Raw genomic sequence first — 14,652 nt, forward strand, 5'->3', positions numbered from 1 at the left:
TTTGGCTGGGTTTGGTCTCGTGCCGCCGGTTATTGCCCGGCGGCGGCCTTGATGCGTTGGCCGCTGTCGAAGCGGAAAAAGGCGATCTTGTCGGGGTCAAGCCGCGCGCCGATGCCGGGGCCGGTCGGGACCTCGACGCAGAAATCGCGGTAGATGATCGGCTCTGCCAGAATGTCCTCGGTCAGCAGCAGCGGGCCAAAAAGCTCGCAGCCCCAGTGCAGCGTCTCGACGGTTGAAAAAAGGTTCAGCGCGGCGGCAGTGCTGAGCCCCGTTTCCAGCATGGTGCCGCCATAAAGCCCCAGCCCCGCCGCCTGCGCGATGGCGATCACCTCGGAGGCGCGTTTCAGGCCGCCGGATTGGCCGATCTTGACGGCAAAGACATCGGCGGATTTGGTGCTGGCCACTTCCAGCGCATCCTCCGGGCCGTTCAGCGCCTCATCGGCCATGACGGCGATTTCATAGCTGCGGGTCAATTCGGCCATGGCGCGGCGAAAACGGGCCGGGATCGGCTGTTCCACCAACTCGCAGCCCGCATCCTGAAGGCCCCTCAGCCCCCAGCGGGCGTCTTGCAGCGACCAGGCGGTGTTCACGTCAACCCGCACGCTGGCGGCATCGCCGACGGCCTGCTTGATGCGCGCCACATGCGCCACGTCCTCGCGCACGGACCGCTTGCCGATCTTCAGCTTGAAGATGTTGTGGCGGCGGGCCTCGATCATCTGCAGCGCCTCGGCAATATCGGTGTCGGAATTGCCCGAGGCCAGCGTCCACGCCACCGGCAGGCGGTCATGCACCGCGCCACCGAACAGTTGCGACACCGGAACGCCAAGCCGCTTGCCCAACCCATCCCAAAGCGCGATCTCGACCGCCGTCTTGGCGATGCGGTTGCCCTTGACCAGCTTGTCGATCAACTGGATCGCGCCGTTGATGTTATCGGCCTCAAGGCCGATCAGGGCGGGCGCGATATAGGTGTCGATGGCCGACCGGATGCTTTCGGGGCTTTCCGCGCCATAGCTCAGCCCGCCAATCGTGGTGCCCTCGCCGATACCCTCAGAGCCGTCCGAGAACCGGACCCGGACCAGAACGGCGGTCTGCACCCGCATCGTGGCCATGGACAGCACATGCCCCCGGATGGTCGGGATATCGAGGATCATCGTCTCGATCTGGTCGATCTTGGTCACGGGGTTCACCACATCTGCAAGTTTCGTTGAGATGCAGATTGCCTGTTGGGGGGCGTGTGTGTCGATGATGGGTGGGGTCTTGGGTGATACCCTGCGGCATCACCCGAGGCCGCAACTCAACGCGGCAGGAAGGCAAGCCGCATCTGCTTTTCCGTCTCGATCAGCGCAAAGAAGGCGACCCCGACCGCGATGATCACGATCCCGTCGAAGAGCGGCACGGCATGGGTGCCGAAGATAGCCTGAAACGGCGGCAGGTAGGTGATGGCGCATTGCGCCGCGGTCACGGCGATCACGCAGGCCCAGACGACCCGCGTGCCCCTTGCCGCAGCCCAGGTCAGGGAGGGGCCATGGATATTGCGGATGAAGAACATGTAGAAGATCTGAAGCACGACGAGCATGTTCATCGCCATGGTCTGCGCGAGAGGGACAGGATAACCCCTGTCGATGCCATAGAAATACACGCCGAACACCGCCATCAGGATCAGCGCCGAGACAAGCACGATCTGCCAGATCAACCTCCCCGTCAGGAGGGGCGCATCCCGCGCGCGCGGCGGGCGGCGCATGGTGCCGGGCTCGGACGGCTCGAACGCGAGCGCCAGACCAAGGGTCACGGCCGTGACGAGATTGACCCAAAGGATCTGCACCGCCGTGATCGGCAAGGTCATGCCGGCAAAGAGCGCCACCATGATGGTCATCGCCTCGCCCGCATTGGTGGGCAGGGTCCAGCTGATCACCTTCCTGATGTTGTCATAGACCGTGCGTCCCTCGCGCACCGCCGCGGCGATGGAGGCGAAATTGTCATCGGCCAGAACCAGATCGGCGGCTTCCTTGGCGGCCTCGCTGCCCTTGAGACCCATGGCGATCCCGGCATCCGCGCGCTTGAGGGCGGGCGCATCATTCACCCCGTCGCCGGTCATCGCCACGGCCAGCCCGCGTGCCTGCAACGCAGTGACCAGACGCAACTTGTCCGCCGGAGAGGTGCGCGCGAATATATCTGTCGCAACAGCCGCCTCGGTCAACGCGGCATCGTCCATCGCCTCAAGCTCGGCACCGGTCAGGACGCGCGTGCTGTTCGTGAGGCCGATCATGGCGCCAATGGCGCGCGCCGTCGCGGCATGATCGCCGGTGATCATCTTGACGCGAATACCGGCGGCATGACAGTCCGCGACCGCCGCAATGGCTTCGGGGCGGGGTGGGTCGATGAACCCGACAAGGCCAATCAGGGTGAGATGCCCGTCAAGGCCCCCGGCGGTCAGGGTTGCCTGATCCGGCTGTGCCATGCAGGTGGCAACCGCGATCACCCGCTGCCCCTCTGCCGCGAGTTCCTCGACCCTGGCGTGCCAATGGGCCGCGTCGAGCGGACCTGTCGCGCCGCCGTCGCCACGCTGACCGGCGCAGAGTTTCAGCACCGCCTCGGGCGCGCCCTTGACGTGGATGAATGACTGGCCGCCGGGATCACGATCCAGCGTCGCCATGTAGCGATGCGCCGCATCGAACGGGATCGCATCAAGGCGTCGCCAGTCTTCAAACGATGTATGCCCATCGCCCGTTATCTTTCCGGCAAGCGCCGCCAGCGCGCCCTCCATCGGGTCGCCCTCCACGCGCCAGTCATCACCATGGTATTGCAGCGCGGCATCGTTACAGAGCGCGGCCACGCGGGCAAACTCGCCCAGAACGGCGTGGTCATCGGGATCGGCATCGGCGTCGCGCCACTGCAGCGAGCCATGCGGTGCATATCCGCTGCCACCGACCGAGAACACATGCCCTTGCGTCGCAAGTGCCGTCACCATCATTTCATTGCGCGTGAGCGTGCCGGTCTTGTCGGTGCAGATCACCGACACGGCCCCCAGCGTTTCAATCGCAGGCAGGCGGCGGATGATTGCGTTGCGCCGCGCCATCGCCGTCACACCGACCGCAAGCGTGATTGTCATGACAGCAGGCAACCCTTCGGGAATCGCCGCGACAGAGAGGCCGACAACCGCCATGAAAAGGTCGCGAAACGGCATGTGGCCGACGAAATATCCGTAGGTCAGGACCGAGGCGGCGACGATCAGGATGAACACCGTCAGCCAGCGCGCGAACAGGTCCATCTGCGCCACCAGCGGCGTGGTCAGTGTCTCGACGCTGCCCAGCATCCCGCTGATGCGTCCGATCTGGCTCTTGCCGCCGGTGGCGGTGACCACGCCGCGCCCCGTGCCCGCCGCGATGAGCGTGCCGGAGAACAGCATCGACGATTGGTCGCCAAGCGGCGCATCCGCGGCGACCGGCGCGGTCGCCTTGTCCGTGGGTACGGATTCCCCGGTCAGGATCGCCTCTTCCGCCTTGAGGCCGCGCGCCTCGATCAGCCGCAGATCCGCAGGCACCCGGTCACCCGCCTCGACCAGCACGATATCGCCCGGCACCAGATCAGCGGCGTCGATGCTTGTCCTTTGCCCGTCGCGCAGCACGGCGCAATGCGGGGCAAGCATGGTGCGGATCGCGGCCATGGCCTGTTCGGCACGGCCCTCCTGCACGAAGCCGATGATTGCATTCGCGATGACCACGGCAAGGATCACCCCGGTATCGACCCAATGCCCCAAGGCCCCCGTGACCGCCGAAGACGCCAGCAGCACGTAAATCAGCACATTGTTGAAATGCCCGAGAAAGCGCAGGATCGGATGGCGTCCGGGCGGTTCGGGCAGTCGGTTCGGGCCATGTTCCGCCAGACGGCGCATCGCCTCTTGGGTGCTCAGCCCTGCTGCGGTCGCTCCAAGGGCGTCCAGCACGGCCTGATGCGGACGGTCATGCAGGGTTTGGCCTTGAACGGGGTCGGTCATCGGTTTGCCCTTTCGGTCAGTGTCGCCGATGCCGGCAACAGGCGCATGAACAGCCCCCGCCGAACTGCGACAACCGCCCGCGACCCTTGCCGGCGGATCGGATGGCGGCGTTCGGAAATGTGGTCCTCGACCAGCAGACGTGTATTCTTGGCAGTAAAGGATGGCATGCCACATCGTAGTTGACGCCTATGTGCGGCGACTTGATTCAAATCAGGGGCACCGCGACCGAATTGGGCAAGAGTGGCGATGACCATGGCCGCCAGGGTCCAGGTCGCAACCGTCGCGTAACAACCTAACGTAAGCAGGCGGTTGCCTCCCCGCCGGACAACAGGCGAAATTTGCATGGAGACGTCGTGGACAAGAAGCAGCACATCCATTTCTGGTCTTTCGCCGCCACCTTGATGGTGCGTCTGCTGGTGCAATGTCGATCTTGCGGTGCGGGATCTGATTGGTTCGGCCTACGCCCGTTCGGTGGACCTCTTGCGCCACAACCACGATGATCTGGAAGCCGACGCGCGCCTGCTGCTGGAACGAGAAACGATCACGCCCGATGATTTTGCCCCCCCTGAAACCAACCGAGGCCGAAGCCGCATGACCCGCAAACCAACTCGCAGCCGCACCCGCCCGGCCAACGACGCGCCCGCACCGTGCCTCCCGGCCGTGGTGCCGCCCGCGCCGGTGCCCGCAGCCGACGCAGCCGAGCCGCATCTCCATGCCGCCCTTGACCGCAGTGCGATGGCCAGCCTTGCACGGTTCACCGGCGGGCTCTCGCCCCATGCGATGATCGACGCCTGGAGCGACTGGGCGATGCATCTTGCGCGCGCGCCGGGACGGCAGTTGGAGCTGATCGAGCGGGCGCAGGCCAACGCGATGAAGCTCGCGCAATACAGTGCCGCGCAGATGATGGGACAGAGTCCGGAAAAACCCTTTGCGCCCGGACGTCATGACACGCGCTGGACCCATGAGGGCTGGGGGAACGCGCCCTTTGCGCTCTGGCAGCAGGGATTTCTGGCCACGCAGGACTGGTGGCACGCGGCCACCTCCGATCTGCGCGGGTTGCGCCGCCAGAACGCCGACCGCACCGGGTTCCTGATGCGGCAGCTTCTTGATACCGTGTCGCCCGCGAACTTCCCGCTTGCCAACCCCGAAATCCTCGAGCGGACGCGCGCGACGGCTGGGCGCAACCTGATAGAGGGGGCGGCACATTACGCCGACGACGCGCGCCACATCCTGGCGCAGGAACATCGCCCCGTGCCCGAGGCATTCGCCCTGGGCAAGGCGCTGGCCTGCACGCCGGGGGCGGTGGTCTATCGCAACGAGTTGTTGGAACTGATCCAGTATTCCCCCACAACCGACAAGGTGCAGGCCGAGCCGGTGCTGATCGTGCCCGCCTGGATCATGAAATACTACATCCTCGACCTCTCGCCCGAGAATTCGCTGATCCGCTGGCTGGTCGCGCAGGGCTATACGGTGTTCTGCATCTCGTGGCGCAATCCCGGCGCGGAACACGCGGGCCTGTCGCTGGAAGATTATCGCAAGGCGGGCGTCATGCAGGCGCTCGACGTGATCAACGAGATCGTGCCGGGCCAAAAGGTGCATGCCAACGGTTATTGCCTCGGCGGCACGCTTCTGGCCATCGCGGCGGCGGCGATGGCGCGTGACTGTGACGACCGCCTCGCCTCGGTCACGCTGATGGCGGCACAGGTGGATTTTGCCGAAGCGGGCGAATTGCTGCTTTTCCTCGACGAAAGCCAGGTCGCGTTCCTCGAGGATCTGATGTGGTCTCAGGGCTATCTGGACCGTCCGCAGATGTCCGGGGCCTTTGCCGCGATCCGCGCGGAGGATCTGATCTGGTCGCGCGCGGTGCGGCGCTACTGGCTGGGCGAGCCGGACCTGCCCACCGATGTCACCGTCTGGGTCAATGACACCACGCGCATGCCCGCGCGGATGCATTCGGAATATCTGCGCGGGATATTCCTTGAGAACCGCGTCACGGCAGGGCGCTTCGCGGTTGAGGGCCGGGTGATCGCGCTCAAGGACATTTCCGTGCCGATCTTTGTGGTGGGCACCGAGACCGACCACATCGCGCCCTGGCGCTCGGTCTACAAGACCGCGCTTTTCACCGATTGCGACATGCATTTCCTGCTGACCAAGGGCGGCCATAATGGCGGCATCCTGTCAGAGCCGGGCCACAAGGGGCGGCATTACCGGATCGGCCACCGCCCCGCCGGGGCGCATTACCGCGACCCTGACACATGGCTGGCAGCGCATGACCCCGTGCAAGGGTCCTGGTGGCCGGAATGGGGCCGCTGGTTGACAGGCCACAGCAGCGGCGCGGTGCCCGCGCGTGTGCCCGGTGATCACCCCGATCACCCCGCCCTTGCCCAAGCGCCGGGATCATATATCCATCAGGACTGAGATAGCCCGGACGCCGAAGGACAGCAGGCCGGGCATGGGAATGGTGCGGACGGCGGGGCTCGAACCCGCACGATCATACGATCGAGAGATTTTCATACCTGCTACGGTTTTCACCGCCGACGCAGACGCGCCGTTCGTGGTCTGGACTATCCCTTCACCATCACCGGGTCCCCGGCCTTAGGTGCTGCCCGTCTAGTCTCTACACCTTCCGTCCGAGTTGAGGTCTCGACCGGCTTGGCTCGGGATTGGCATGGGCCATGATCACGGCCGTTAGCTTTCCCCGAATTTGAGCAGTTCTGCACCCGGCGTTTCCACCGGGGCACTCAAAACATGGCTTAAGTCTCTTGTGTCTACCGATTCCACCACGTCCGCATTCCGGCTTCAGCATATCACATAGAACGTCGCCAAAGGCTACCGCCGTTCTGCCCCTTGTCTCCTGTGGCGGTGGCGGCGTGCGCTCAGATCACATCGCCAAGCGCGTTTTCCTTGACCGCCTGCATCGCCACATAGGTTGAGGTGTTGGACACATGCGGCAAGGTCGAGATCTGTTCCGCCAGGACGCGGCGGTAATCGGCCATGTTCTGCGTGCGCACCTTGAGCAGGTAGTCGAAGTTCCCGGCGATGAGATGCGCCTGCTCGATTTCGGGGATCTTGGCCACCGCCGCGTTGAAGGCGGCCAGCGCCGCCTCGCGCGTGTCATGCAGGCGCACCTCGACAAAGCTCACATGATCGAGCCCCAACCGGATCGGATCAAAGAGCGCGCGATAGCCGGTGATGACGCCCGCGCTCTCCAACCGGCGCAACCGCGCCTGCGTGGGCGATTTCGACAGGCCGATCTCGCGCGCCAGATCCGTCACGCTGATCCGCCCGTCCGTCGCCAGAACCCGCAGAATCGCCCGGTCGAAGCGGTCGAGGTCGGAATATTCACTTTGGCTCAATTCTGCCCCCTGAACGATCCAATCGCCTGTCAATCGCACATCAATCGGGAAATGTCACCACCAAACCGATGCTATCATGATCATGACACATTGGGGGGTTTCCATGCCATACGACACCGATATTCGCCGCGCCATCGACCTTGCCACCTATGCCGATGAGAGCGGGGTTCTGGCGCGCCTCACGGATCTCGCCGCGCTGAGCGAGGCCGACCGCACCCGCATCACCGCACGCGGTGCCGATCTGGTGCGCGCCATCCGGGGGCAATCGAGCCCAGGCCTGATGGAGGTGTTTCTGGCCGAATACGGGCTTTCCACCGATGAGGGCATTGCGCTGATGTGTCTCGCGGAGGCGCTCTTGCGGGTGCCCGACGCCGACACGATCGACGCGCTCATCGAGGACAAGATCGCGCCGTCGGACTGGGGCAAACATATGGGCCACTCCACCTCGTCGCTGGTCAATGCCTCGACCTGGGCGCTCATGCTGACGGGCCGCGTGCTCAAGGACGAGGCCCCCGGCCCCGTGGGCCACCTGCGCGCCGCGATCAAACGGTTGGGTGAGCCGGTCATCCGCACCGCCGTGGGCCGCGCGATGAAGGAAATGGGCCGTCAGTTCGTTCTGGGCGAGACGATCCAGGGCGCGATGGACCGCGCGGCAGGGATGGAAAAGAAGGGCTATACCTATTCCTACGACATGCTGGGCGAGGCCGCGCGCACCGATGCCGATGCCACGCGCTATCACCTGAGCTACAGCCGCGCGATCAGCGCCATTGCCAATGCCTGCACCCACAAGGACATCCGCGCCAACCCCGGCATTTCGGTGAAACTTTCGGCGCTGCATCCGCGTTACGAGGTGGCGCAGCGCGACGCGGTGATGGCGGTGCTTGTGCCGCGCCTGCGCAGCCTCGCGCTTCTTGCGAAGTCGGCGAAGATGGGCCTCAACATCGACGCCGAAGAGGCCGACCGCCTGTCGCTCTCGCTCGACGTGATCGAAACCGTGCTCTCGGAGCCTGCGCTGGCGGGCTGGGACGGGTTCGGCGTGGTGGTGCAGGCTTACGGTCAGCGCGCCAGCCACGTGATCGACTTTCTCCATGACCTCGCCACGCGGCTCGACCGCCGCATCATGGTGCGGCTGGTCAAGGGGGCCTATTGGGATACCGAGATCAAGCGCGCGCAGGTCGCGGGCGTTGACGGCTTTCCGGTCTTCACCTCCAAGGCGGCGACGGACATCAGCTATATCGCCAATGCGCGCAAGCTGCTGTCAATGACCGACCGCATCTATCCGCAATTTGCCACCCACAACGCCCACACCGCCGCCGCGATCCTCGACATGGCCAGCGACAAGCGCGCCTTCGAGTTCCAGCGCCTGCACGGCATGGGCGAGGCGCTGCATGACATCGTGTTGAAGGCCGAGGGCACCCGCTGCCGCATCTACGCCCCTGTGGGCGCGCATCGGGACCTGCTGGCCTATCTGGTGCGGCGTCTCCTGGAAAACGGGGCCAACTCCAGCTTCGTCAACCAGATTGTCGATGACAGCGTGGCCCCCGAGACCGTCGCCCGCGACCCGTTCGACGCGGTGAACGATCCCGCGCCGCACCTGCCCACCGGGCCCGAGCTGTTCCTGCCCGAGCGGCCCAATTCGCGCGGCTTCGATCTGCGCCACCAACCCACGCTCGACGCCATCGAGGCGGCGCGCGCACCCTTTGCCTCGCACAAATGGGACGCGGCACCACTTCTGGCGGGCAAGGCGCAGCCTGAGGCACCCGAACGCGTCGAGAACCCCGCCGATCCCGCAGACAGCCCCGGCACCGTGGCGTGGGCGTCGAAAGCGGATGTGGAAACCGCGCTCGCCGCCGCCGCCCCGTGGGAGGCGTCAGCGACCGAACGCGCCGCGATCCTTAACCGCGTGGCCGACCTTTACGAAGAAAATTACGGCGAGATATTCGCGGTTCTCACACGCGAGGCCGGCAAGTCGATTCCCGACGCCGTGGCCGAATTGCGCGAAGCGGTGGATTTCCTGCGCTACTACGCCGCGAACGCGCCCGAAGCGGCCCCCGTGGGCACCTTCACCTGCATCAGCCCGTGGAACTTTCCGCTCGCCATCTTCACCGGCCAGATCGCCGCCGCCCTTGCCGCTGGCAATGCGGTGCTGTCGAAACCCGCCGAACAGACCCCGCTCATCGCGCATCTGGCCGTGACCCTCATGCACCGCGCGGGCGTGCCCGCCACGGCTTGCCAACTCCTGCCCGGTGCGGGTCAGGTCGGTGCGGCGCTCACCTCTGACGCGCGCGTGGGCGGCGTGGCCTTCACCGGCTCGACCGACACGGCCCTGAAAATCCGTGCGGCGATGGTCAAACACCTCGCCCCCGGCGCGCCGCTCATCGCCGAGACCGGCGGGATGAACGCAATGATCGTGGACAGCACCGCGCTCCCGGAACAGGCGGTGCAGGCGATTGTCGAATCCGCTTTCCAATCCGCCGGGCAACGCTGCTCCGCGCTGCGCTGCCTCTACGTGCAGGAGGATATCGCGCCACATTTCAGCGAAATGCTGACCGGCGCGATGGATGCGCTCACTGTGGGCAACCCCTGGCACCTGAGCACCGATTGCGGCCCCGTGATCGACGAGGAGGCCCGAGCCGGCATTGCCGCGCATATTCAGCAGGCCCGCGCCGAGGGGCGGCTCTTGCACGAACTCAAGACGCCCAATGCCGGCACTTATATTGCGCCCACACTTATCAAAGTCGGTGGCATCGAGGATATGGAGCGCGAGATTTTCGGCCCCGTGCTGCATCTCGCCACCTTCAAGTCGCGCGATCTCGACCGCGTGATCGGGGCGATCAACGCCACCGGCTATGGCCTGACCTTTGGCCTGATGACCCGGATCGACGACCGCGTGCAGCACGTGACCGAGGCGGTCCATGCGGGCAATATCTATGTCAACCGCAACCAGATCGGCGCCATCGTGGGCTCCCAGCCCTTTGGCGGCGAGGGCATGTCGGGCACCGGCCCCAAGGCGGGCGGGCCGCATTACCTGACGCGCTTCACCGCGCAGCCCGCGCCGGTGCAGGGTGAGAAATGGGAGACCGCGATGCCCGTGCGCGACGCGCAAGCCGCGCTCGACAAGGCCAATGCCGCAGGTCACGCGCCGCGCGCGGCGCTGGTGCTGCCGGGGCCGACGGGTGAGTCGAACCGCCTCACCACGCATCTGCGCCCCGCCCTTCTCTGCCTCGGGCCGGGGGGTGAGGCCGCAGCGGCCCAGAAACGCGCGGTCGAGGCGCTTGGCGGCGTGGCGGTCGCGGCAACGGGCCGGGTGGACCCCGAGGCGCTTGTCACCATGGGTGGCCTTTCGGGCGCGCTCTGGTGGGGCGGCGCGGACGAGGCGCGCGCCTATGCGGGGGCCATGGCGCGGCGCGCAGGGCCGATCCTGCCGCTGATCACCGCGCTGCCCGATCTGGGCCACGCGCTCCACGAGCGTCACGTCTGCGTCGACACCACCGCGGCAGGCGGCAACGCGGCGCTTCTGGGTGGCATGTCCTGACCGCGCGAGAGCCCCGAAATCTTCAAAAGATTTCGGGCCGCTTTCTTTTCAAGAAAGCGGTGCCTCGCCCGAGCGTTTGCGCCTTTTCGGGAGGGCGCAACCGCGCTAGCTTCACCGTATGTTCCCGATCCGCGATCACAACCCGTCACAGCGCACGCCCTATGTGACCTATGCGCTGATTGCCGCCAATATCCTGATTTTTATCGGGTACCTGCCGCTTTTCGGGGATGAGCGCGCGCTCATGCGCTTTTATTTCGACTATGCGATGATCCCGGCGAAGGTCACGCAGGGGGGCGTGTGGTCAGGCATCGTCACTTCGATGTTCCTGCATGGCGGGCTCATGCATCTCGCGGGCAACATGCTGTTTCTCTGGATTTTCGGCGACAATCTCGAGGACCGGATGGGCCATCTGCCCTATCTTGCCTTCTACCTTGCGACCGGCATCGCGGCGGGGCTGGCGCATATCTTTGGCGGGCCGCTCTCGCAGGTGCCGACGGTGGGCGCGTCGGGGGCGATTGCCGGGGTGATGGGCGGCTACCTGCTGCTTTTCCCGCGCGCGCGCGTTGATATCCTGCTGATCTTCATCATCTTCTTTCGCATCATCACGATTCCCGCCGCACTTGTCCTGCTGTTGTGGTTCGCCATCCAGGTTTTCGCCGGGCTGGGCAGCAACCCCGATGCGGGCGGCGTTGCCTATTGGGCGCACGCGGGCGGATTCGTGGCGGGGATCGTGCTGGCGCTGCCGCTCTTTGTGCGGCTTGGCGGGCCGCGCTTCTGGGTGTTGCATGGTGGTGTGCCGCCCAACCCACAGGCGCGCTACGAATTTCGCCACACCTCCATTCCCCGCGTGAGGCGACGCCGATGACCGATGCCCTCAAGGCCACCTGCCATTGCGGCGCGGTCGAATTGCGCGTGACCCTGTCCGAGGGTCTGGCCAGCGCGCGCCGCTGCGATTGCTCGTTCTGCGCGCGGCGCGGGGCGGTGGCGGTCTCGGCCCCGCTCGAGGGGGTTGAGGTGGTGCGCGGAGAGGGCAACCTCGCGCTCTACACATGGGGCACGCACACCGCGCAGCATTATTTCTGCAAGACCTGCGGCATCTACACCCATCATCGCCGCCGCTCGAACCCCAATGAATACGGCGTCAACCTCGCCTGCCTGGAGGGCTGTCACCCGCGCGATCTGGGGGAAATCCCCTGGGTGGACGGGCGCAACCACCCCGCCGACCGCTGATCACGGCAGGATCTGCAACCAGCCCCAGGCCGTCAGCACCGTCAGCCCCGTGGCAATCAGCACGCTTGAGGCGGCCACACGCTTGGCATGGCCATACATGTTGGCAAAGATATAGGCGTTGACCCCCGGTGCCATCGCCGCCGTCACCACCGCAGAGCGCAGCGCCCCGGGCGACAGGTCCAGCACCAGCCCCAGCCCGTAGGTGATCGCCGGATGCGCCAGAAGCGAGATCGCGCAGACATAGAGGATCGCGCGCATGTCGCCCTCGGGGCGGTATTGCACCAGAACGCCCCCCAGCCCGAAAAGTGCGGCGGGCAGCGCCGCGCGCACCATCAGGTCAAGCGCATCGCCAACCGGCCCCGGAATCGGCAGACCCGACAGGTTGACGGCAAATCCCGCGGCAATCCCGAGAATGAGCGTGTTCGAGAACATCGCCCGAAAGACCTTGGCCGCCACCTGCCCCGCGCTCTGTCCGCGCGCGCGCGCCACCTCCATCGCGGTGATGCCGATGCCGTAGCAGAACGGCGAATGGATCGCGATGATGGCGAAATTGGCCGAGAGCGCGCCAAGCCCATAGGCGCGCTCCATGATCGGCAGGCCCAGAAGAACAGAGTTCGAAAAGAGGCTGGCAAAGCCGATGGCCACCGAATCCTCCCATGACCGCCCGAAGAGGACCCGCGCGCCGACAAGCCCCAGCAGAAACCCCGAAAGCGCGCCGCCATAGAAACTCAGCAGCAGGCGCCAGTCGAAATTCTGCGCCAGATCGAGCCGCGCGATGGCCGCGAACAGGAGGCAGGGAATGGCGAATTTCTGGGTAAAGGTCATCAGACCGTCCACCCCCGCCGTGCTGAACCAGCCGCGCCAGACCGCCAGATAGCCGAACCCGATCACCAGAAAGACCGGAAGGATGACCTCGATCAGCGCCTGCACCGGCTCAGACCGGGTAGCGGATCACCATTCCGTCAAAGGCGGGGGTGATGTGATCGGGCGTTTCGGCGTCGATGGTCGCATAGTCGAGGTCGATATGCATGTTGGTCAGAACCGCGCGGCGCGGGGCGGCGCGCGCAATCCACCCCAGCGTCATCTCGAGATGGGCATGGGTCGGGTGCGGCGTGCGGCGCAGCGCATCGACCACCCAGCAATCCAGACCCTCGAGCAGGGGCCAGACCGGCTCGGGGATCTTGACCGCATCGGGCAGATAGGCGAGGCCGCCCACGCGAAAGCCAAGCGCGTCGATACTGCCATGACCCACCGTGAAGGGCGTGAGCGTAATCGCCCCCCCTGCCCCCTCGACGGTGAAGGCCCCGTCGATCGTGTGCATGTCGAGGATCGGCGGATAGGGGCTGTCCTCGGGCTGCATGAAGGCATAGCCGAAGCGCGCGTAAAGCGCGTTCTGCGTGTCGCCATCGGCCCAGACCGGCAGGCGCTGCCGCATGTTGAAAACAATCATCCGCAGATCGTCGATACCGTGGACATGATCGGCGTGCGCATGCGTATAGGCCACCGCATCGAGCCTGCCTATGCCCGCGTCGAGCAGTTGCGCGCGCAGATCGGGCGCGGTGTCGATGAGAACGCGGGTGGTGCCGTCCGTCGTTTCGCGCTCGATCAGCAGGGAACAGCGGCGGCGGGTGTTGCGCGGGTTGGTCGGGTCACAATCGCCCCAATGCCCCCCCAGCCGTGGCACCCCCCCCGACGAGCCGCACCCGAGGATGGTAAAGCGCAACTCGCCCATCACAGCACCGCCTTGGGGAAGAGCCGTTCGAAATTGGCCTCAAGCTGTGCGGCAAACGCCGGCCAGTCCATGCCGAAGACCTCGGCCCCTTTTTGCGCGGTATGCACCGTGTAGGCAGGCTCGTTGCGGCGGCCGCGATGGGGCGGCGGCGCGAGATAGGGCGCGTCGGTTTCGGCAAGGATGCGCTCCACCGGGGCGGCGGCGAAAATATCGCGCAACGCCTGGCTCTTCGGAAAGGCCACGATCCCCGACATCGACAGGTAAAACCCCAGATCGAGCGCCGCCCGCGCCAGCCCCGCCCCCGACGAAAAACAATGCATCACGCAGGTATAGGGGGCGTTCCTGAACTCTTCGGTGAGGATCCGGGCCATGTCCTCATCCGCGTCGCGGGCATGGATGATCAGCGGCAGCCCGGTTTCCTGCGCCGCCGCGATATGGATGCGCAGGCTCTGCTTTTGCACCTCGGCGCTCTCGGCGGTGTAGTGGTAATCAAGGCCGGTCTCGCCGATGCCCACGAATTTCGGATGCGCGGCCAGCGCCACGAGCGCGTCAACCGTGGCCAGCGGCTCCTCTGCCGCGCTCATCGGATGGGTGCCTGCGGCATAGAAGACCGGCGCATGTGCCTCGGCTATGGCGCGCACCTGCGGTTCGTTGCGCAGCCGGGTGCAGATCGTCACCATCCGGTGCACCCCCGCCGCACGCGCGCGCGCGATCACCTCGCCCAATTCGCCGTCGAAATCGGGAAAGTCGAGGTGACAATGACTGTCGGTGATGCGGTTCGTGCCGGTCATGGGCCTCCGATGGC

Annotated in this window: 11 protein-coding genes; 4 read left to right on the plus strand and 7 right to left on the minus strand. The window is 65.8% G+C overall.

All coding sequences use genetic code 11. The features are described from left to right. Positions 1-29: 29 nt before the first annotated feature. From ABIE57_RS01805 to ABIE57_RS01815, 3 genes are all read right to left on the minus strand, one after another. Positions 30-1,178, minus strand: coding sequence for a muconate cycloisomerase family protein (locus ABIE57_RS01805; protein ID WP_354537267.1), 1,149 nt, complete (start codon positions 1,176-1,178; stop codon positions 30-32). Between the two features lie 116 nt (positions 1,179-1,294). Continuing rightward, positions 1,295-3,994 (minus strand): cation-transporting P-type ATPase, encoded by a 2,700-nt coding sequence (locus ABIE57_RS01810; RefSeq protein WP_354537268.1) that lies wholly within the window; start codon positions 3,992-3,994, stop codon positions 1,295-1,297. Further along, on the minus strand, positions 3,991-4,371 hold the full coding sequence (locus ABIE57_RS01815; protein ID WP_354537269.1) for a hypothetical protein: 381 nt from the start codon (positions 4,369-4,371) through the stop codon (positions 3,991-3,993). The genes ABIE57_RS01810 and ABIE57_RS01815 overlap by 4 nt, the downstream gene beginning before the upstream one ends. A gap of 214 nt (positions 4,372-4,585) precedes the next feature. Between ABIE57_RS01815 and ABIE57_RS01820 the strand changes: the two genes are divergently transcribed. Then, positions 4,586-6,412, plus strand: a complete 1,827-nt coding sequence (locus ABIE57_RS01820) for a PHA/PHB synthase family protein (protein WP_454283710.1) — start codon at positions 4,586-4,588, stop codon at positions 6,410-6,412. 458 nt (positions 6,413-6,870) lie between these two features. On the opposite strand, the gene ABIE57_RS01825 is transcribed toward ABIE57_RS01820, so the two are convergent. Then, positions 6,871-7,350, minus strand: coding sequence for an Lrp/AsnC family transcriptional regulator (locus ABIE57_RS01825; protein ID WP_354537271.1), 480 nt, complete (start codon positions 7,348-7,350; stop codon positions 6,871-6,873). 103 nt (positions 7,351-7,453) lie between these two features. On the opposite strand from ABIE57_RS01825, the gene putA reads away from it, so the two are divergent. The 3 genes from putA (at position 7,454) to ABIE57_RS01840 (ending at position 12,115) form a co-directional block, all read left to right on the plus strand. Continuing rightward, positions 7,454-10,885: a bifunctional proline dehydrogenase/L-glutamate gamma-semialdehyde dehydrogenase PutA gene (gene putA / locus ABIE57_RS01830; protein ID WP_354537272.1), complete on the plus strand. Its 3,432-nt coding sequence runs from the start codon at positions 7,454-7,456 to the stop codon at positions 10,883-10,885. A 118-nt stretch (positions 10,886-11,003) separates the two neighbouring features. After that, a complete protein-coding gene (locus ABIE57_RS01835) occupies positions 11,004-11,750 on the plus strand; it encodes a rhomboid family intramembrane serine protease (RefSeq protein ID WP_354537273.1) in 747 nt (248 codons plus the stop codon). Beyond that, positions 11,747-12,115: a GFA family protein gene (locus ABIE57_RS01840; protein ID WP_354537274.1), complete on the plus strand. Its 369-nt coding sequence runs from the start codon at positions 11,747-11,749 to the stop codon at positions 12,113-12,115. The genes ABIE57_RS01835 and ABIE57_RS01840 overlap by 4 nt, the downstream gene beginning before the upstream one ends. Here the strand turns inward: ABIE57_RS01840 and ABIE57_RS01845 are convergent, their stop codons facing one another. Genes ABIE57_RS01845 through ABIE57_RS01855 form a run of 3 tightly spaced genes read right to left on the minus strand, consistent with a single transcriptional unit; the run spans position 12,116 to position 14,638 of the window. Further along, positions 12,116-13,045, minus strand: coding sequence for an AEC family transporter (locus ABIE57_RS01845; protein ID WP_354537275.1), 930 nt, complete (start codon positions 13,043-13,045; stop codon positions 12,116-12,118). It abuts the gene before it with no gap. Positions 13,046-13,049: 4 nt separating this feature from the next. Then, complete coding sequence (locus ABIE57_RS01850) at positions 13,050-13,847, minus strand: MBL fold metallo-hydrolase (RefSeq protein ID WP_354537276.1); 798 nt, start codon at positions 13,845-13,847, stop codon at positions 13,050-13,052. Then, a complete protein-coding gene (locus ABIE57_RS01855; RefSeq protein WP_354537277.1) occupies positions 13,847-14,638 on the minus strand; it encodes a TatD family hydrolase in 792 nt (263 codons plus the stop codon). Before ABIE57_RS01855 ends, ABIE57_RS01850 begins: the two co-directional genes overlap by 1 nt. Positions 14,639-14,652: the final 14 nt, after the last annotated feature.

This window comes from Roseovarius sp. MBR-6, from assembly GCF_040547525.1.
Lineage (GTDB): Bacteria > Pseudomonadota > Alphaproteobacteria > Rhodobacterales > Rhodobacteraceae > Roseovarius.